Origin of the sequence: Paenibacillus sp. FSL R10-2734 (assembly GCF_037963865.1) — a bacterium.
Taxonomy (GTDB): Bacteria; Bacillota; Bacilli; order Paenibacillales; family Paenibacillaceae; genus Paenibacillus_AQ.
Genome location: NZ_CP150170.1, coordinates 3,601,420 through 3,622,580 on the forward strand (window position 1 = coordinate 3,601,420; position 21,161 = coordinate 3,622,580).

At 43.2% G+C, this 21,161-nt stretch carries 10 protein-coding genes; 4 read left to right on the forward strand and 6 right to left on the reverse strand.

Going from position 1 to position 21,161, the window contains the following annotated elements:
- Nucleotides 1-48 precede the first annotated feature (48 nt).
- The gene (locus tag NSS67_RS15840; RefSeq protein WP_339320414.1) at nucleotides 49-7,095 is read left to right on the forward strand and encodes an RICIN domain-containing protein; all 7,047 of its coding nucleotides are present in this window, start codon (nucleotides 49-51) and stop codon (nucleotides 7,093-7,095) included.
- 225 nt (nucleotides 7,096-7,320) lie between these two features.
- Here the strand turns inward: NSS67_RS15840 and NSS67_RS15845 are convergent, their stop codons facing one another.
- The 6 genes from NSS67_RS15845 to NSS67_RS15870 form a co-directional block, all read right to left on the reverse strand.
- Nucleotides 7,321-8,481, reverse strand: a complete 1,161-nt coding sequence (locus NSS67_RS15845) for a glycoside hydrolase family 88 protein (protein WP_339320415.1) — start codon at nucleotides 8,479-8,481, stop codon at nucleotides 7,321-7,323.
- A gap of 29 nt (nucleotides 8,482-8,510) precedes the next feature.
- Nucleotides 8,511-9,968, reverse strand: coding sequence for a sulfatase-like hydrolase/transferase (locus tag NSS67_RS15850; protein WP_339320416.1), 1,458 nt, complete (start codon nucleotides 9,966-9,968; stop codon nucleotides 8,511-8,513).
- 7 nt (nucleotides 9,969-9,975) lie between these two features.
- Nucleotides 9,976-12,774, reverse strand: coding sequence for a heparinase II/III family protein (locus NSS67_RS15855; protein WP_339320417.1), 2,799 nt, complete (start codon nucleotides 12,772-12,774; stop codon nucleotides 9,976-9,978).
- Between the two features lie 21 nt (nucleotides 12,775-12,795).
- Entirely contained in the window at nucleotides 12,796-13,632 is an 837-nt protein-coding gene (locus NSS67_RS15860) for a carbohydrate ABC transporter permease (RefSeq protein ID WP_339320610.1), read from the reverse strand.
- Between the two features lie 77 nt (nucleotides 13,633-13,709).
- Nucleotides 13,710-14,567 carry an ABC transporter permease subunit gene (locus tag NSS67_RS15865; RefSeq protein ID WP_339320611.1) on the reverse strand — a complete coding sequence of 286 codons (858 nt, stop codon included), beginning with the start codon at nucleotides 14,565-14,567 and terminating at the stop codon, nucleotides 13,710-13,712.
- Between the two features lie 143 nt (nucleotides 14,568-14,710).
- Complete coding sequence (locus NSS67_RS15870; RefSeq protein ID WP_339320418.1) at nucleotides 14,711-16,327, reverse strand: extracellular solute-binding protein; 1,617 nt, start codon at nucleotides 16,325-16,327, stop codon at nucleotides 14,711-14,713.
- Nucleotides 16,328-16,614: 287 nt separating this feature from the next.
- Here NSS67_RS15870 and NSS67_RS15875 point away from each other — a divergent pair, with 287 nt between their 5' ends.
- The 3 genes from NSS67_RS15875 (at nucleotide 16,615) to NSS67_RS15885 (ending at nucleotide 21,060) form a co-directional block, all read left to right on the forward strand.
- Entirely contained in the window at nucleotides 16,615-18,225 is a 1,611-nt protein-coding gene (locus tag NSS67_RS15875) for an extracellular solute-binding protein (RefSeq protein WP_339320419.1), read from the forward strand.
- Nucleotides 18,226-18,337: 112 nt separating this feature from the next.
- Nucleotides 18,338-20,614: a helix-turn-helix domain-containing protein gene (locus NSS67_RS15880; RefSeq protein ID WP_339320420.1), complete on the forward strand. Its 2,277-nt coding sequence runs from the start codon at nucleotides 18,338-18,340 to the stop codon at nucleotides 20,612-20,614.
- Between the two features lie 161 nt (nucleotides 20,615-20,775).
- On the forward strand, nucleotides 20,776-21,060 hold the full coding sequence (locus tag NSS67_RS15885; protein ID WP_339320612.1) for a hypothetical protein: 285 nt from the start codon (nucleotides 20,776-20,778) through the stop codon (nucleotides 21,058-21,060).
- Nucleotides 21,061-21,161: the final 101 nt, after the last annotated feature.

Sequence of the window (21,161 nt, forward strand, 5' to 3'; positions counted from 1 at the left end):
CAACAACAAATGCTTTAATATTATTTGTAGGAAATGGGTGAAGATAACATGTTGAGGAAAAGAATTATAGCGATGGGACTTACAACGGCTCTTTTCACGTCGTTGTTCGCAACAGCTCCTCAGGTTGTCCGTGCGAGTAGCACTGACATCAAGCCTACGGAGATGCGAGGTATTCATTCCAAACAAGTGGCAACGTGGTGGAAGGATGCAATGGTTAGTGGTAATGGTTTACTAGGAGTTATGGATTATGGAGATCCTCTCAATGACACGTTTATTTTTAACAATACTAGATTTAATGTACCCAATAACGGTGTGCGCGAAGCGCCAGATATTAGTGGTGTCTTGAAGGAAGTGCGTGATCTTGTTATGTCCGATAAAGGAAAAGATGCGGCTAGTAAGGTGAATCAAGCAGCGTCGAATTGGCTTCGTGAATATTCAGGAGACAGCAGTGCGAACTGGGATATAGTCAACACCTACTCGTTTCATCCTGGTTACAAGGCTATGTTAAACCTAACATCGTCCGGCACGCAAATGAATTATGATCGCTGGACAAATTATGAAACGGGTGAGCTCGGTGTACAATGGAGCGATGCGAAAGGTGATTGGTTGAGAAAAACTTTTGTGTCACGGACCGACAATGTCATCGTTACATATATGGAAAAGCCGACACAAGCGAATGACTTTAGCGCTACGGTGGAGATCGATGCTAAGTCTATGCCGAATTTCGCTAGCACCGGGATTTCATTGAATAAAAAGGTTGATTCGAAAGGCAACTATTTATCGTTAAAAGGGAAATACGCATCGCAAGCGAATTCGCCACTAAAAAGTGGTGGTTATGCAGGCGTTACCCAAATCGTTACAGACGGTATCAAAAGCGTTGTTGATGAGCGTGTCAATATTTCGGGCGCAACGCATATTGCTCTAATAACAAGCCTTGATCGCCAGGATAAAGATTTCGAGCTTAATGATGACAAGCTTGTAGATAAATTGCTGGCCGATATTTCAACAGTTCTAGAGAAGTATACGAAAAATGGAAAACTTGATTATTCGAAAATGCTAGCCCCACATGCTGAAATTCATGGTGAGATGATGAATAGAGTCAAGCTCGATTTGGATGCGGATTTGTCAGATCGTTACCTTACGAGCGAACAACTTCTTGATAAGCAAAGAGAAAACAAACAAGAATTAAATACAGCTTTAGTTGAGAAGATGTTCGATAGCGGTAGATATGCTTACATCTCTTCAAGTGGCTTTGGACCTCCACGACTGATGGGGATATGGACAGGTGAATTTATGCCCCAATGGATGGGCGATTTCACGACCGATGCGAACGTTAATCTGCAGATTGCTGGCGGCAACATTGGAAATACACCTGAGGCTATGGAAGGTTACTTTAACCTCATCATGAATCAAATCGAAGACTGGGAACTCAACGCAGAGCGAATTTTCGGCTTCAAAAATGCGATTTTAGCTCCTCCAAGAACGGATGGCGAGGGCGGGGCATTAACGCATTTTACGACTAATGATTCTTTTCCGGGTCAATATTGGCTTTCAGGAGGTAGCTGGCTTCTAATGCCTTTTTATGAGTACTATTTAACTTTTGGTAATCGCCAGATACCTGATGGTAAAGGTGGAGAGGCACCTGTACTTGATATTCTGTATACAAACTTGACAAAGGTAGGTAATTTCTTTGAACAGCTTTTGATGGAAGATTATATGGATAAATACGGTAAGTATATTCTGGTTCCTACTTATTCACCGGAAAATTATCCCTCAAATAAATCTTCAACACTTCAGCCAAATGCAACAATGGATATTGCATCGACCAAAGATGCGCTAAAAATGCTGATTGACGTTGCCGAGGCAAGTGGGCATTCTGAGGATATTCAAAGGTGGGAGGGTTTGTTGAACAAACTCCCAAGTTATGTATACAACACAGACGGCTCTTTGAAAGAATGGGCGATGGAAGGAATTGAAGATCAAAATTATCACCGACACATCAGCCATTTGTATCCAGCGTGGCCAGCACATGAAATTGAGGAAGGAGATTCTGCTCTTTTCGAGGGATCAATGAAAGCCTTAGACAACCGCGTCCAAGAAAGTGGTCAAAATGCCGCACACGGACTTGTTCATAATGCTCTAGTTGAAGCAAGACTTAAACGAGGTGCTGGTGTTTATGATGCAATCAAACCACTTTTTACAGATAATTATTTCTTTTTGAGCTTAATGACTTCACATAATAGTAATTGGCAAAGTGTGTATTGCACCGATGCATCGATTACTATACCAGCTATCCTTATGGAAGCATTGGTATATTCGAATGATAATTCGATAGAACTTCTTCCTGCGTTACCAGAACAGTGGCAAAAAGGAAGCATTGCAGGTACAAGAAGCAGAAACCAGACGACCATTAAAAATCTTTCATGGGACATGAGTCAAGGGACGATGACAGCTGTCTTGAACTCCGATATTAATCAGGATCTATTACTATCTAGCAAAAAAGGAATCGGAAAGATAGAAGCAACAGGCGCACTTATTACTGCGGTACCAGGGAAAGTGGATACACGCTCATTAGCAATGGTAGCGGGTAAAGATGTTACAGTGACAATTAGCTTGCCTACGTTTAATTCCGACAAATCTTATGCACTCTCAAATTCGTTTAGTAACATGTTTTTGCAGGTCAATGACGCTTCGAAGCTGGATGATGCACAAGTTGGACAAGGACAAGGTGGGATAGATCCGGCTCAATTATGGAAAATAGTGAAACGAGATGGTACCTATTCTTCTATCGTCAACGTCAACTCGGGAAAGGCGATTGACGTTTCTGAGGGCTCATCTTCGGATAGTGCAGATATTATCGAATGGGATGAGAATGGAAATAATAATCAACAATGGTCTATTTCGGATGCATCCGATGGCTACTTCACCATCGTGAACCGTTCGAGCCAAAAAGCCCTAACTTCTCTTAGCGACAGTACTGGAAAAGAGATACGTCAAAGAACGTTGAGTAATGCGGACAATCAGATGTGGAAGCTGAATGATGCTGGGGGTGGGAACACACAGATCATCAGCAAAAGTAGTGGGTTATCGTTGAAGGTTAAACACAATCCAACTTTTATAGTACAAGATAACGTTTCTTTCAAGGCAGCTGTAAATCAACAATGGGGTTTTGAGCCCATAGATAGTGAAGATATTTATAAAATTACCAATATAAATAGTGGCAAAGTGCTTGAGGTTCAGAACCTACCGAGCGATGCACAGACTATTGTACAGCAGAATCTCTGGTCAGGTGGCGATCACCAGAAATGGAAAGTCGAGCCAACAAATGACGGCTACTTTAAGCTAACCAATGTGAAAAGTGGGTCGGTACTCCAGCTAAGCCAGCTCTCGCTTGGGGAAGGAGTACATGTAAATTTGGGGGCATGGGATGATTCTCCTCTGCAAAAATGGAGAATAGATCTTGATCTATTCCAACAACCTTTACCTATAGGTTTAACATCCGCGTTAAAAGGTAGTGAATCGGTTAAAGTAGGAGAAGCTTTCGACTTGACATACGTAATCAGCGGATTGAAAGAAACGGAAAAAATTAAGAAGTTAGATGTCGTTATTGCTTACGATCCTGAATTACTTGAGTTTGTCTCAGCTGAATCGCAAATTTCAGGTCTTTCAGTTAAATCATCGGATGCTATAGCGCCAGGACAAATGCGCATCGTTATTGAAGGGGATTCTGAAGGTATCACTGAATCGTTTGATTCGCTTACACTACATTTAAAAGCGAAATCAAGTGATAGACCATCAGCTATTGTAACGGTTAGAGACGTTCAAATTACCAAGGGGCTTGGGGAGGAAGTGCGAGTATTCGGTAATGCTATTACCTTAAATCTATACTCTTCCATATCGGGTATTCAAGTGACTGGACATGGAGACAAATCCGTCATTGATACGAACCGAGGGACATTACAGATGACTGCAGCTCTTACTCCGGACAACGCTCAAAATAAATCCGTGACATGGTCTGTTATTAATTTGGACGAAACGGCTACTGATAAAGCTACGATAAGTGCTAGTGGTTTACTGAGTGCTGCTAAGAATGGGCAGGTCAAAGTTGTAGCGACGGCTAATGACGGGTCTAGTGTTAAGGGTGAAGCAATAATTTTACTTAGCAATCAGTTAAATAAGCTATCAGGTCAAGTCTTCGGTACAGGTCCATCATATAAAGATTGTTCCTCATGTACATTCGATAAAGCGATGGATGGAGATACAAGTACCCATTTTGATGCACAAAATGCAGACGGACAGTATGTTGGCATAGATCTAGGCAAATCAAATGGAAGTAATATACAAGTTATCCGCTATTTTTCTCGCCCAGACAATGAATGGAGAATGACAGGTGGGAAATTCCAAGGTTCAAATACGTCTCAATCTGCTGGATTTAAGGATCTGTATACGATTGAGTCTAAACCTTCTCCTGGTTGGACTGAAGTGAATATTGCTGATCAGGCGACAGCATACCGGTATATTCGTTATTTATCCCCTAATGGTGGTTATGGGAATATATCTGAAGTTGAGTATTATACGGGACTACCTCCAATCAATGAGATTACTGTATCGTTTAACAGCAATGGTGGTAGCAAAGTGGAAAGTATTTCTGTAACATCAGGCACCACAATTACAGAGCCAGCAGTACCGACAAAAGAAGGTCATATATTCATTGGTTGGTACAAGGATGAGGAATTAACAGAGAAATGGGATTTTTCATCTAATCATGTGGAAGATCAAAATATTATATTGTACGCGAAGTGGAAAGCTACGGTTGTTAGTGTAGAATCTATTACTTTAGCTACCGCTAATGACTCAGCAGTGATTGATGTAAAAGGCGGAAGCCTGCAGTTAATCGCGGAGTTACTCCCAGCTAATGCCACTGGTCACATTGTTAAATGGTCCGTATATGAGGCAGATGGCGTGAGCGCAACGGATAAAGCAACGATTGATCAAAACGGATTGTTAACAGCAGTGAAGGATGGAACAGTCAAAGTAATTGCAACTGCAACGGACGGATCAAACATTCAAGGTGAGAAAGAAATTACCATGACGAATCAAACTTCTGACGGAGGAGAGAATGGTGGTAATGATGTAAAGGTAGAATCTATCACTATAGCTGGCGCTAATGACTCAGCAGTGATTGATGTAAAAGGCGGAAGCCTGCAGTTAACGTCAGAGCTGCTCCCTGCTAATGCTACGAATCACACGGTTACATGGTCCGTCTATGAGACAGATGGCGTGAGCACAACGGATAAAGCAATGATTGATCAAAACGGATTGTTAACAGCAGTGAAAGATGGAACAGTCAAAGTAATTGCAACTGCAACGGACGGATCAAATGTTCAAGGTGAGAAAGAAATTACCATGACGAATCAAGCTTCTGACGAAGGCGAGAACGGTGGTAGTGACGTAAAAGTTGAATCTATCACTTTAGCTGCCGCTAATGACTCAGCAACGATTAATGTAAAAGGCGGAAGTCTGAAATTAACGGCGGAGCTGTTCCCAGCTAATGCTTCTATTAAAATGGTTGCATGGTCCGTTTATGAGGCTGATGGTGTAAGCGCAACGGATAAAGCAATGATTGATCAAAATGGATTGTTAACAGCAATGAAGGATGGAACAGTCAAAGTAATTGCAACCGCAACGGACGGATCAAACGTTCAAGGTATGAAGGAAATAAACATTACGAATCAAGCTTCTAGCGGAGGAAATGACGGCGGAAGCAACAATAGCGGAGGAAACAACGGTGGAGGTGTTAACGGCAGTGGTGGCAACAGTGTCATTACTAAGCCTGCTGCAGAGCACCCTGTTACAGAGAACCCTGCTGTATATGAACCGAAAAAATCTGAGCTAACCATTGATACTGCACAAAATAGTATAACTGCTTCGCTTGATAGGAATCAGTTTGCGAAAAAGGCGGCAGAATTTGCGAATTCTGCACAAGCAGGGTCGACATTAACTGTTGAAGTGGCTGGAGCTTACGAACGTTATGATATTAGCATTTTAATGGAGGCTTTACGTGAAATAGCTACGACTAAGCCGGATACGATCTTGTTAATTCATACTGAAATGGGAAGCTATAAATTCCCTGTTGCTATGTTAAATACGCAGGAAATGAAAGGAAATGTAGCTGCTGATGCGATGCTTATTGTAACCCTACAAAAAGTAGGTACCGAACTCGATCAGAAGCTTGATATGATTTCTGACAAAGGAATGAAGAGTCTAAGCGGTCTTATTGAATACAAAGCAATGCTGAAAACGAAGGACGCGTCATACGATATCCATTCTCTAGGTTATGTGGAACGGACATTAGTATTAGATCAAGTGATTCACAATCTAAATGAAGTAACCGTAGTGAAGTACGACCCAGTGACAGGAGAAATGCGATTCGTGCCAGCACTATTTACTGTTAAAGATGGTAAAACAATCGCTACGATTAAAGATCACTCGAATGGAATTTATGTCATCGTGCAAGGTAAAAAAGTATTCGAAGATTTGAAAGATCACTGGGCAAAAGCTGATATAGAAGCACTTGCATCTAAGCTAATTGTTACCGGAATAACAGATCGAACCTTTAATCCTGAAGGTGAAGTTACTCGTGCGCAATTCGCTTCTCTGCTAGTAAGGGGCTTAGGTTTAATGATTAAAGATACTGATCAAGTATTTGACGATGTTGCAGCAAAAAAATGGTATGCAGCAGATGTGAATACAGCAGCTCAGTACGGTTTAGTAGAAGGGGTAGGGAACAATAAGTTCAACCCTGACGCATTCATCACAAGAGAGCAAATGGCTGTCATGATTATGAAGGCCGTTCAGCTCATGCAAGGTGATGCGGGTGCTGGAAGTAATCAGTTAAGCACTTCATTAGTTGCATTTGCTGATCAGGCGCAGTTATCTAGCTTTGCTCGTGATGCGGTTCAATGGGGAGTAGATGTGGGAATTATGAGCGGCAAATCGGCAACGCTGCTTGCGCCGAAGGAAACAGCAAGCCGCGCTCAAGCAGCGGTTATGCTGAAACGTGCTTTAGCATTGTTGAACTTTATTCAGTTATGAATTCCTGGACAATAGCTCCATAAGACCCAACGATAAAATTACTCGTGCACAATTGACCGTGTTTTTGATTACCAAGTTTTATTGCCAATGTAATCAATAATCAACCCTGTAGGCTTCGGCTTACAGGGTTTTTTAATGTTAAACTTGAGTTAATCAGTAAAGAGCAGGACATTATGGTGCTGATAACCACCGGCTAGGCTACATCGCTGGTTCAATAAATTTATTTTACCAGACGTTTAAGTCGTTACCCTTCAATTTGAAAACAGCTTCCATAAAATAATAGTCCCCGTAGATGATAGCTGAATGTTTATCGTTATTATGATAAGCGGAAGAACCATTGATAAGTATACAATCGGAGCCTGTCGTCCAGTCACAGCGGTTTTCATCCAGTTTTTTCAACAGCTTAAGTGCTGTATGAAGGTAAACGTCCTTTTCATACGGGTCGACGACTTTTGCGATTTCAATAAGTCCACATGCAGCGATCGCTGCTGCCGTGGAATCTTCATAGGCTGGTTCCTTAGGCTGCCGGAAATCGATCGGAATGATGCCATTGTCCGGAATGTTGGCCATAAAATAATGCGCTACACGCTTAGCTGCGTGTAAATACGCCTTTTTTCCCGTATGCAAATAGCTAATCATAAAGCCATACAAAGCCCAGGTTTGTCCACGAGTCCAAGATGAGCCATCTTCGTAGCCTTGGCCACCGTAAGTTTTAACTATCCCGCCATGAAACGGATCGAACTCAACGATATGGTGAACGGATCCGTCCGGCCTGATGAAAGCTTCAAGAGCGGTGTCCGCATGCTTCATGGCGATATGCATAAACCTCGGATCGTCACTTTCTTCAGTCGCCCAGTACAAGAGCGGGAGATTCATCAAGCAATCCACGATTGCCCAGCCTCTCGTATCTGAGGCTTCGTCAGCGTTCCAGGCTCGGATGAACCCACCGGCCAAATTAAAGCGTCCGGCCAGTAGATTGGCCGCGTGCATCGCTCTTTTGCGGGACTTCGGATTACCAGATACTTTATAATTCACGACACTGGTCGGAAGCCACATAAAACCCACGTCATGATGAAGACCGTAATATTCCCGAAAACATTCATCTAGCGCGTCTTCCGAAAAATTGGCGATTTCCTTATATGATTCAATTCCGGTCTCATGAAACATGAGCCACATCATGCCACCCCAGAATCCGTTAGTCCACCAGTTGATTCCGTTCGTAACTGTGCCGTTTGGATTGTCAGTTATGCGGTTGTCATGCGTCCCGTCGATAGTTGTGTAAGGGATTTTATGTTTGGATTTTTCGCTGACCCAGCTCATCTTGTGCGCGAGTTTACCGATAACTTCGTTTAACCAAATTTGATCTTGCTCTTGTAAAATTATCATTGGTGTTTGCTCCTGTACATATTTTTAGACTATGAATAAGATTGAATGAATGCGGTATATGGATCGCCAGGCAATGTCAATAAATCGTCGGTAGTCAACATATGATTCCTTAAATGTCCAAGCATCATGTTGATTCTTTCCCTGTACAACTCTTCAAACGCGAGATTGACGAGTTCCTGTGGATCAGCTGCTGTCTCGTACAGCTCAAGGTATAACTCATCCTTGAACATGTCGACGATCAGCTTGTAATTTCCTTCGATAACGCATCGTTGGAAGTTACCTCTGCCACCGTTGCCGTCGAATTGAATAAAGAGACGTTCGCGCTCCAAGCCTTCGCCTTGAATGAGAGGAATTAACGATAACCCAGTTACGTCTTTAGGCACTGGAATACCTAAAACATCACATAATGTTGGCACGATATCAATTGCACTGACAAGGGCGTCCGTTTCATTTGTTGAGGACTCGAATCCAAGCGGAAATTTGATAGACAAAGGTGTCTTCACAGATTCCTCATACATGCACATTTTTTGCCAGAGCTGGTGGGAACCCAGCATTTCACCATGATCACTCGTGAAAATCAGAACCGTATCGTCATAGATGTCTTGCGCCTTCAATTCCTCTATGATTTGACCTATGCAGTTGTCCAGAAGCCGGACAAGCCCTGCATATACAGCCCATACCCGATGCCATTCTTCCCTGGAGTAGCGGGTGCCGACCGCTCCAGTCAAATTGTAGAGCTGAAGTGGCGATTGATTCCTCGCCCATACACCTACGTTTTCGGGAAGTGTTATGTCTGCCTGAGCGTACATGGAATACCAAGGCTCAGGAATCTCTAGAGGAGGATGGGGGGCAAGGAACATGGAACTTAAAAACAACGGTTTGTTCCGGTCCCGTTCTCGCAATGCCCGAAGCGCATCGTTCACAATGAAACCGTCGAAAAAAGCGTCGAAGCCTCCTTCGTAACAACCTGTTGTCGGGATGGAGTACCCTGCTACATGAGTAGTGGTGCCGCCAGTCATTTCCGGAACGAGTCCTTGGAACGGAGCACCTCCAGGTTTGCGTTTACCTTGCTCCTTGAGGTGCTGGTCATATCTTCCTTCAAGCGGCAACCAATGAGTGAGTGAATCTTTGGAAAGATCAAATCGGTCTTCGGTCAACAGATGTTGTTTCCCGGTATGCCAACTGTCCCATTCGTTTTCAAGCAGTTGGTAGAGATTTGAAGTACCTTCCCTTACGAATCCATGAGCGGCATCCCGCTTCTCCCAAGGATTAATAATACAACCGGTTTGATTTGGATACAGCCCGGTGAAGAAGGATCCGCGTGCGGGAACGCATAAAGGAGAAGTACAGTATGCCCGGTTGAACCGGAAGCTTTCCTGCGACAGGCTGTATATATTAGGCGCGAACATGGGAGTGATCATGTCAGCTCGTAATTGATCCGCCATAATAATCACGACATTCGGCTTCGTAACATTATTCGTGTGCATAGTCTAATCAACTCCTAACTTTTACATAAATGTAGTTATCATAAGCGGTAAATTCCTTCACGCAATCTCCGTTTATACGTATTGCCGTTACTTCAGGAGCATAGATTGCAATCGCGGAATTACCTTCAGGAAGATCAACAATAGCGAGATTGGAGCCGGAAATAACCATAATTGAGCCTTTCCACTCGACGGCGATGTCGTTAATGTTTTGAGCGGATGAGATTAGTGGGATCGAGCTGTGTATGAGTGTTTGCCCTGATTTGACGATGCCTAATCGGACGTCCCCATTTCTGTCTGTCTCGAGATAAGCCAATTTTCCGTCATAATGAAATGCATCGAATCGGCGTAGCTCACGCGGCTTCTCCTCATGTGATAAGTAGTAATATCCTGTTCCACCATTCTCGCAGATATTGGTGATTCGAAGAGAGCTGGCAATCGTGATTGGTACGTCGGGTGAAAGCTCAAGTCGCTGAACTTTGATATCCAATCGTTCTCCGCCAGCGATTGGATAGAGAACGGTGTCAAACGTAACATTGCCGAGCGCATTCTCTTTCGTATAAGCCACATATTTAGAGTTGGACACGGTATAGAAGGCGTTGGAATAATAGCCATCTTTCATAACCGCATCAGATAATTGTTCCGGGTTGGCGGGGATAACGAGAATATCGCCTAGATGATCATGGAAGTTCGTCCGCACTTGTTTTGTGATAGGATCCAGATCAGCATTTGCAGTAGGAAGGAAATGCCAATGTTGGCGATACTGATGCTTGCCTTCTGGTGCACGGATGTAATCCGATATGATGGTATAGGAAGACTTTAAGAAGAGGACGTCGCGAGAATAGACGAAACCAGGCACATTATAAATAACGCCCTCTAGAAAATTAAAGATGTCATTATCGGTCCAATGTCGTAATGCTCCTTCGGTCAGGTCTTGGGACTGCTGATTGATTTCAACCGTGTTATGCGCTTCCGTAGAAAACCGCAGCCAGTTAGAGATGGGTTCGTTACTATACGAATAGGTGCCCGGGTCGACGAGCAGCTGCCTCCCGTATGCATAATAAATAATGCTATTGTCGTCTGTATGTCTGTGAGAGGGTTCTTGCTTCACATTCATGAATAAGTATCTAGCATCGGCTCCCCAACTACTGCGCATCGTAGCCGATTTGCTAATCGGATAGATGGAGGAGGTATGCGCAGGCGGAGCTCCTAACTCCCCTCCCGATCCTAAGTACAGTAGTGCTTCATCTTCGTAGAGCTCGCCCAATCTTTTAACTGTAGTTCTGCTGTTTAGGCTGCTGCCGTCGCCGAAGAGTGGAAGATACCCATTCGGAAAGGCGAGATCGGTGATATAATATCCCATCCTTCTCAGATAGATATCAAAGGTCTCGCTGAAGCTTTTTCCATTCATCTGGCCTAAAGACTTAATGGCCATACAGGCATCCGCGGCGCCGATCGAATAGCTGGAGCTTGATTCGGAATAAGAACCATCACTGAAATTCAATTTGGTGATTAGTGCGTCTAGCCGACTGTTGGCCAATACAATCCAGTCATCTGATTCGGTGAATTCCGGAAAATAAACGGCGATGCTATACAAACCTTGAGTCTCATAGATGCCATGATTGTTGCGGGGGTCATAACCGGCTTCCGTCGATAATGCCGCCGCTTTTTTCCACAATGCTTTTATTATCATCGTATGATCTTCGGCATTCATGGAGGGGCTATCTCTTAACAAATGGTATGCTTTCACCCAGTTCGCTGCCCGCAAAGATGCTTGGAAGCATTTCGGGAAGGTGCCGGCTCCCATATTGATGGCGCCGGGAGTGATGTATTGCTCGGCATCTTGAATAAAATCGACCATATAATCGATATATTTGGCCGCGTAAGCTTCATTGTTCGTGGCGGCGTATTCGGCGATAAGAGGATTCAGCCACGTAAAGTTTCCGATTTGCATCGGATATTGGTTGTCGGAGACTGTTGCGGGAGGTCCGATCCAATCCGTGCCACCTGAAATTCCTTGCCAAGAGAAGGTTTTCCCATTGTGAGTATCATAAGTAATCGTATGTTCATCCCAAGCGGTATCACCGGTTTGGAATACCATGACGCCAACGGGTTCTTTGGAATCGGTGTACCCCGATAATTGCAGTGTCGCAGATGTCACGTCGCCACGAATGCTGGATAAATCGAATTTCAGATAAGCTTTTCTTGTATATTTGTCATAAGGAGAGCCGGACTCCAGCACCTCGATCAGCGGTTCCTGGCTATGATCACCGTTGTCGAAACCACGAATATACGTATCCATGATAGGGACGAGAGGGGCAGTGTATGCCCCTTGATGAACGATGTATTCTACGATAAGAACGGGGGAGTCTCCGTCATGTTGGTTGCTATAAATATAAGCGGGTGCGTTCCCCTTATTGCGCCCCATAAGCATGCAGCTGATCATCTTGTCGGAGCCCACCGCTGTCTTAACATTGGTGAGTAAATCCAATGAAAAGGTGGAGGGTGTTTGGTTGACATAGAACGTATCCAAATACGTTTCTTTCAGTACGGGAATAATTTGGTCTTCGAGCAGAGGTGCAAGTTTGGCGTTTGCTGCGTTGCTCTCATAAGGTGGTGCTGTTCTCGTCTGCCGCTGCTGGAAGTATTGAAGGAGCTCAATTTCGGCATTCTCGTAATCCCCATGCTTGACATAGGATTCTACGAGATTTAAATTCGGGTAATCGGCGTACTTCAATTTTCCTGCTTCGGCCCATTCTTTAGTCTCTTTATTCCAGACGCCGAAGAAATCGGTATGTGGTATAGGCATTCTCTATCATTCCTTTCTCACTTATTCTTTGATGGCACCGACCATTACGCCTTTAGCAAAATATTTCTGCAGAAACGGATAGACGAGCAGGATCGGTACTGTAGCAATAACGATGGTTGCATATTTAATACTTTCGCCAATGGAAAATTTGTCATCAGATCCTCCGGCTGCGCTGGTCATAGAATCTACACTGTTTTGGATAAGAATTTCACGCAAAATGAGTTGAAGTGGATAAAGCTCCCGATCACGTAAATAAATCATCGCAGAGAACCAAGAGTTCCAATGTGCAACACCGTAATATAAGATCATAACCGCGATGACTGGCATGGATAGGGGAAGAACGATTTTAATCAATATCGTAAATTCTCCGGCACCGTCGATTCTGCTTGATTCGATCAGACTATCGGGAACAGCGGCAAATGAAGTACGCATGACGATTAGATTAAAGGTGGAGATAGCCGTTGGCAGAACGAGCGCCCACAATGTATTTCCGAGGTTCAGTCCGTTGTACACGAGCAGATATACAGGGATTAAGCCACCCGAGAAAAACATCGTAAATACAATCGCGATCGTCAGCGGTCGGATCAGCATTAGTCCCTTACGGGATAGAGCGTAGGCGCCAAGAGACGTAAACATCAAGTTAATCACGGTGCCGCCGATAACGATTAGCAGCGTGTTTCCGTACCCGGATAAAATATTAGGGTTAGAAAATACCATTTTGTAAGCATCTAACTGTAATCCGAGCGGTTGAAACAATAAACCTGTGTGGCTGACCAGCATATTGGAATCACTAAACGAAGCAAAAATAACATAAATGAAGGGATATGCTGTTATGATGATGAGTAAGCACATGAGCATGACGTTTACTATATCGAACAGCAAGGAGCCAAATGACTTTTTATGCACAAAATTTCCTCCTGCCTTTTTTCTGTAAACTACCATAAGCTTGTTTCATTTAATTTGCGGCTGATAAAGTTCGCGCTAATAAGCAGGGTGAAGTTTATGATGGATTGGAATAGGCCGACAGCGGTCGTGAAGCTGTATTCAAAGCTGCCTCCCAAACCTTTACGGTAAACAAAAGAATTAATGACATCGGCGGTTTCGTAAGTATTCGGATTGTAAAGCAAGATGACTTTTTCAAAGCCGACATCCATCATATGACCGACCTGCATTATAAACAGAATGACGATGACAGGCATAATCCCTGGCAAGGTGATATTCCATAGCTTTCTTAATCTACCCGCACCATCGACGGTAGCCGCTTCGTATTGTTCGGGATTGATACCAGACAATGCAGCGAGATAGATGATTGAACCCCATCCAATTTGTTGCCATATCCCGGAGGAAATGAAGATGGTACGGAAGTTTTCTGCATGTGCCAGAAGCGCGGTTCTCTCACCGCCGAACCAAACGATAATATCCGTAATAAAGCCGTCGCGCGCCATAAACTGCGTAATCATACCGCCAACAACGACCAAGGAAATAAAGTGCGGCATATAGGAGATCGTTTGAACGATCTTCTTGAACCATTTTTTTGAAATTTCATTCAATAGCAGCGCAAGGATGATAGGCGCCGGGAAAGCGAAGAGCAGTTGATATACGCTGATTAGTACCGTATTGCGTAGTACCCGCCAGAAGTAAAAGCTCTCAAAAAAATCTTTGAAGTTTTGAAAGCCAACCCAAGGACTGTCCCAGATACCCGAGGCAATATTGAATTGTTTGAAGGCGATAATAGCTCCATACATCGGCCCATAATGAAAAATTGCATAATAGGCAATGACAGGAATTAACATGATGTAAATTGCCTTATTGCGGACAAGATCCCTAATTAATCTGCGGCCGAAGTTCGGTTCGGGGGCTTCCCCGGTTAGTTGAACCTTGGCTGCAGCTGTCTGGCTGGACGGTAACTGCGGCATGTTGCTCACCTCTCTCGTTGTTATCTTTTGTTGAAACGTTCCACGGCAGCTTGCTGCAATTGGATCGCTTCTTCGATTTTCATTTTTTTCATTTGCTCTACATATTTGTCGAAGTTGTCGAGTGATTCTTGGCCCTGAATGAATCGGATATACATTTCGTCCGCATACGTGTTCACTTCGGCCATAATTTTGGCGAGCTGCTGCGACTCTTCCGGCGTAGCGCTAATTAAAGGCATTTTTACGCCTACTGTATTATTCTCGTATTTGCCCCATATTTTTATGGACTCTTGCTGTTGTGGAAGCTGGTAATATTGTTCCAAATATCGATCGTCATTCACGAAGCCTGGCGACGGATAATTTGCTCTCAAATATTTGCCCATGGCTTGAGCGATTGAAAGCTTTTCAGGGTTTTTCATAATCAAATCCGTATATTTTGGATAGCCGTTTTCGTTTGTGTAGGTCAACCCTTCGACGCCAAAGTTTTTCAGAATATTGCCTTCTTCGGTGAAATAATAGTCGAGCCATTTGATCGAGGCTACCGGATCAGGGTTTTTCGTTGTAATGGCAACGCTTCCAGTCATGCGATAACGATCGGCTATATTAACAAATTTAGGCTCGTCGCCTTTTTGGAGTACCGGATATTGTGCGGCCGTCAGATCGTATTTCGGATCTTTATCTTTGTTAGCATTCATATAAACGCCTATGCTGCTTCCAGCAAAACCATAAACGGCACCGGATTTACCCGAGGCCATCTTCGCATCAAGCGTTTTCTTGTCATTGGCTCCAATGTCAGGATCGAGTAATCCTTCTTTGTACCAGTTGTGCATTAAGCTGAGATAATCTTTGAAGGCAGGCTCCATCGGACCGAACTTTACTTGTCCATTATCTAAGTAGAATTGGCGATTGACACCGAATGCTCCGACAATGATGTCATCTTCTTTTCGGTTAAGTAACATCGTTAATGGTGCGGTGGCTCCCTTTTTCTCTTTGAAATTGCGCAGCATCGTCGTCCATTCATCAATGGTTTCGGGTGTCTGTAAACCTAGATCTTCCAGCCAATCTTTACGTACAAGCGGGCCGCTGAACGTGTTTACAGTACCGGTTCCGATGGATGGCACGACATACAACACGCCGTTATCTGTCTTTACTTGTTTGGCGAGCTCAGGATTTTCGTCGAGATACTTCTTAATGTTAGGGGCATGTTGGTCGATCAGATTATTGAGTTCGATAATAACGTTGTCTTTGATTGCTTTCTCCGGACCACCAGGATATACTAGCCAACCATATTCCATCATGTCCGGCAGATCCCTAGAAGCGATAAGCAAGTTGAATTGCTCATCCTCGCTGCCCACCGGAGGGTGGGAGAAATCAATTTTGATTCCGGTTTTTTTTTCTAATGCTTTATAAAACTCGACTTCGCCAAGCTGAGTAACGGAGGAGGAAGCATTCGCATCCAAGATCGACCAATAGGAAAAGCTGCTAGTTTGTTGGGTTCCATTTCCATGGTCATTCGTTGAAGGCGCCGTAGTTTCCTTAGAACAGCCGGCAATAAGACCGGCAAGTGTGGCAAAAGCGAGTAGTGCACATACGGTTTTTCTTTTTCCGCGAGACAGGTTGCTTTGTTTGCGGGTTAACATAACATTTATTCCTCCTTAGAGTTTAGAATGATTTTGTTTTTATTTGTATACGTTACCAATTCATCATATTTGGCATGTTGTTAATAGAAAATCCTCCATATGAATCAGCCATCATCCAAACGCAACATTTGCCATACTCAGAATCCAATCTCGATATTCCATTTGCTACTTATCGCAAGGATTGATTGACAAGAATGCTTCTTCTCCTCTAAAGTAAAGACATTTCAATTACTGGAAATGCTTAGAGCCGGAGTCCGCTAGATACTTAAATGGGAGGAAAGTTCGTTATGAAATCGGTCACCGAAAATCATTTGGCAAGTCTGCTGCTTACAGGTATGTTGGTTGGAGGCTTGATAACAGGGTGCACGGATAATGATTCATATATAGAAAGCGTAAAGTCTCCAGCCAATAGTTCTGAGAAAATAAAATTTACATATTGGTCACCACTTAATCCAAATGCCGCTTCCGTCGTTCAACATTTAGGTGAGGTGGAAATGTATAAGGAAATGGAGAAGCGATCGGGTATACCAATCGAATTTAATCACCCGCCTCAGGGGAATGAAAAAGAACAGTTCAACCTGTTAATTGCATCAAGAGATTTACCAGACATGATTGAATTTGATTGGTTATCGTACCCGGGGGGACCAGAGAAGGCCATTAATGACGGGGTAATCATTAAGCTGAATGATCTCATTAATCAGCATGCGCCTAACCTAAAACAATTTTTGAACGACAATCCGGATATCGCTAAGGAAGTCAAGACGGATAGCGGAACAATGTATGTTATCCCATCTATTGGGATCGGCAAAGTGAATACGTTTAGCGGTCCTATTATTCGCAAAGATTGGCTAGATGAACTGGGGCTCTCGGTTCCGGAAACACTGGAGGAATGGACACATGTTCTCTGGTCATTTAAGGAGAAGAAGGGTGCAACGGCACCATATACGACCTATATTGACAAAACTGATCCGAGCAAGCTCAATGACTTCATTGTAGGCGCTTTCGGAGTAGGAAGAGATTTTTACTTGGACGATGGAGAAGTTAAATATGGTCCGATGGAACCTAAGTTTAAGGAATATTTGAATTTTTTAAGGGGCTGGTACAAAGAGGGTTTAATTGATCCCGATTTTGGCGCTAACGATATGAAGACGATCGATGCAAAAATGCTTTCGGGTAAATCGGGTGCTGCTTTCGGTTTTGCCGGTAGTGGTATCGGTGTCTACATGAAGAATGGCTCGAAATATAACCCTATTTATAATTTGGGAGCCGCACAATACCCCGTACTGAAGAAAGGAGACGAACCTCAGTTCATCAATAGTGCGAACAAGTATCGGACCCATGGAAGCACAGCGATTACTGCAACAAACAAGAACCCGGAAGAGGCTGTGAAATGGCTAGATTATTTCTTTAGCGAGGAAGGTCATATGTTGAAAAATTTTGGAATAGAAGGAGTTAGCTATAAGATGGATAAAGGTTATCCGAAATATACGGATCTGATCATGAAAAATCCGTATAAACTGCCAGTCTCCCTAGCCATGACGAAATATACGCGTGCCAACTACCCGTCTCCTGGGTTCGTAAATGATGATCGATATCTAGAACAATTTTACGTGCTCGAGCAGCAAAGGGAAGCCATTCAAATATGGGGGGAATTCGAGGGAAACGTGGAGAATGTTATGCTGCCTCTTGTAAGTGCAACCAAAGAAGAATCTGAACAGCTCGCGAAGATAATGGCTGAAGTAAGGTCGTTCAGTGACGAAATGTACACGAGATTCATTTTGGGTGAGGAGCCGATAGAGAACTATGATCAATTCGTCAGTCAGCTGAAGATGATGAATATCGAGAAGGCCATCCAGTTACAGCAGGCCGCGGTGGAGCGCTACAACAAGAGACCATGATCATGGTCCTATAATTTCAGTAATCGCACGTGTGTAAGCCATTTCCATTAAGAGCTTAAGTCAGAGAAGATGAGATAAAGCGGCGGTGATTACATTGAAAAGAAAATTCGAATTGAAGCGATGGAGCATATTGTGGTCATGGTTTATCTCACATTCCCTTATCCTCCTAATTCCGATCCTGATAGGGTTGTTCGTATACGTACAAGTTCGTCAATTGGTAGAAACGGAGATTAACCGTGCCAATGCAGCTCTTCTCCAGCAGGTTAAGCAAGTATTGGATGGGCAAATCGAAAGTGTCAACCGAATGAGCGTTCAGACGGCCTTTCTACCCCAAGTCCGGGGACTTCTTTATGCTGACCAGCCGTTAACCGAGGAGGACCGGTATTCTATCACTCTTGCGCTCAAGGAATTTAAAGGATTAACAATGGCACACGAAATGGTCACTGACTCCTATGTGTATTATAAGAGAGGGGATTTTCTTTTATCGGAGAGCGCTTTGTATGATCCCGATGATTATTTTCAAATGCATCATGAAACGAATGAAAATACGAAAAAAGATTGGTATGCGTTGCTTGACCAAAAATATATGGGGGATTGGATCGTGTACCCTTACACGACCGATACCGGTAAAACCAAACAAGCTATTCTTTATATGCGATCCCTTCCGGTTGAAGACCGGGGTGAGTGGTTAGCAACAAGTGTTATCGTGCTGGAACTAGAGCGGTTTCAAGAACCGATTCAGAAAGTGAACTGGATCAATCAAGGATCCGTCCTTATTTTGAACGAAAACAATGAAGTACTGGCATCTACCAAAGATAAAAGCCTCCCTTCCTCTATTTCTTATGATCAATTATCCGGTGAGAGCGGTATCGTTTATGAAACCTGGAATGAAGAAGAGATGGCGATATCTTACATTTCTTCTGAAAGTGCGAACTTAAAGTACATATCAGTTCTTCCAGTTAAAGTATTTATGGAGAAATCATCCTATATTCGCAATTTGATGATCGTTGCATTGTTGATTGCCTTATTATTAGGTGCTGCTGCTGCTTATTGGCTCGCCAGACGTAATTATCATCCGGTTCATAATTTGGTGCGGTCATTGTCAAGCCAAGCTCAGTTTTCATTGGCTGAAATCAGGAATGAATATTCCCTTATTTTTCATGCGCTGGATCAGCAAAATAAAGTACTGCGCAACTATTTCTTCGAGCGTGTGATGAAGGGCAGGTTAGAGACGAATTTTCCGCTCTGCGAAGCATTAGATACGCATGACATCTCGTTTATCGGTGAACGATTCGTTGTGGTTCTAATATATATTGAGGATTATGCGGAGATGTTCAAACATCAGAATGGGGATGTTGAGCGACATCGAAAGTTTGTTCATATGATCGTAGGCAATATAGTAGAGGAGAAGTGTAGGCAGAGCCATCTCGCTTATATTTCGGAGTTAGACGATATGCTGGCATGTCTGGTCAATGTGCAAGCCGATTCCGATGAAGAGGCACAGGGAGAACTTTATCGGTTAATTGGAGAAGCAAGGCAATTAATTAACAGTAAGTTTAATATTCATTTTACAACTTCGATAAGTCGTGTTCATACGTCAATTGGAAGTATTCCTTCTGCTTATCAAGAAGCTTTAAAGGCAATGGAGTACAAAATGCTGCTGGGGAGCACTGAAATTATCCAGTATGAACAGCTGCAAAGCAATGAACCTGAATATTGGTTTACATGGGAGAAAGAGCAACGGTTAATCACATCGATTAAAGCCGGTGAGACGGATTTGGCGCTCCTTATTCTCGAAGAGGTATTCGAAGAGATGCGATCCCATGGGCTTCTTCCGATCGAGATGGTTCGATGTTTCCTCTTCGACATGGGCGGAACAGTTATGAAAGCTCTTTATGAAGCAGATTACAGCCGGTCCTCCATGACGACACATCAGAAGGTATTGTGGAGGCTGCTGGCATGTGACAGTGTTACCGATATTCGGGTTGGACTGATCGACATCATTAAACAAATCACGAATGAGCTAGGACAGAAGAAGAGTCGGCCTTCCGGCCTGGTGGACGAATTGACGGCTTACATCCAAGCCAATTATCAGGATTCTAATTTGGGAGTAGCAACGATCGCCGAGCATTTCGGAATGAATCCAGTCTATTTGACCCGTGTGTATAAAGAACACACGAAAGACACCTTGCTGGACGCAATAAATAAGGAAAGACTACAGGCAGCGAGAAGATTACTCTCCCATAACGAGCTTGCGATCAAAGAAATCGCTGAAGAAGTCGGTTTCTACAGTAGTAACACATTTATTAGAACGTTCAAAAAAATAGAAGGCATAACACCTGGCATGTATCGAGACATGCTAAAAGGAATTGCAAAGACTGAACTTTAATAGTGATAATCGGACATAACCGTTAGGAAATTTCCTCATGGGGTTAGGGTAAAAAAGTGAAAAATATGTTAAGCTTAGGATTCGTGTGATTTGTGGAGTAACATGATAGTCTGAAACCATATTGGAAAATTAGGAGTGGTAATTTGAGAAGACAAAAACCAATGACCATGGAAGAATTGATGAATGAGTTGCAAGGTCAGAAAACGAATCAAGAAGATCCCAATCATATCTCTTTCGAGAAGTTGTTTAATGAAGAGTTTATGAGTAAGTATTCCAATTGCAAGAGTTTCGATGAGTTTGTAATCAAAGGGAACTTTCAAGTAAAGACAGAAGAAGATGTTGCTGACATACCTGATGAACTTTTTGATCGTCATGTAGTTAGAGAGACGAAGTTTACGGATTGGAAATCAATGTTGGAAACAGCGAATAAGGAATATATCCGTTAATTATGAATCACATTTACCAATGAATAGTCTCGTTTAGAATATTGACGCTATTAAAGTAAAGTGCATGAGAAAACATAGAAAATAAGGCGGATTTCACTCTA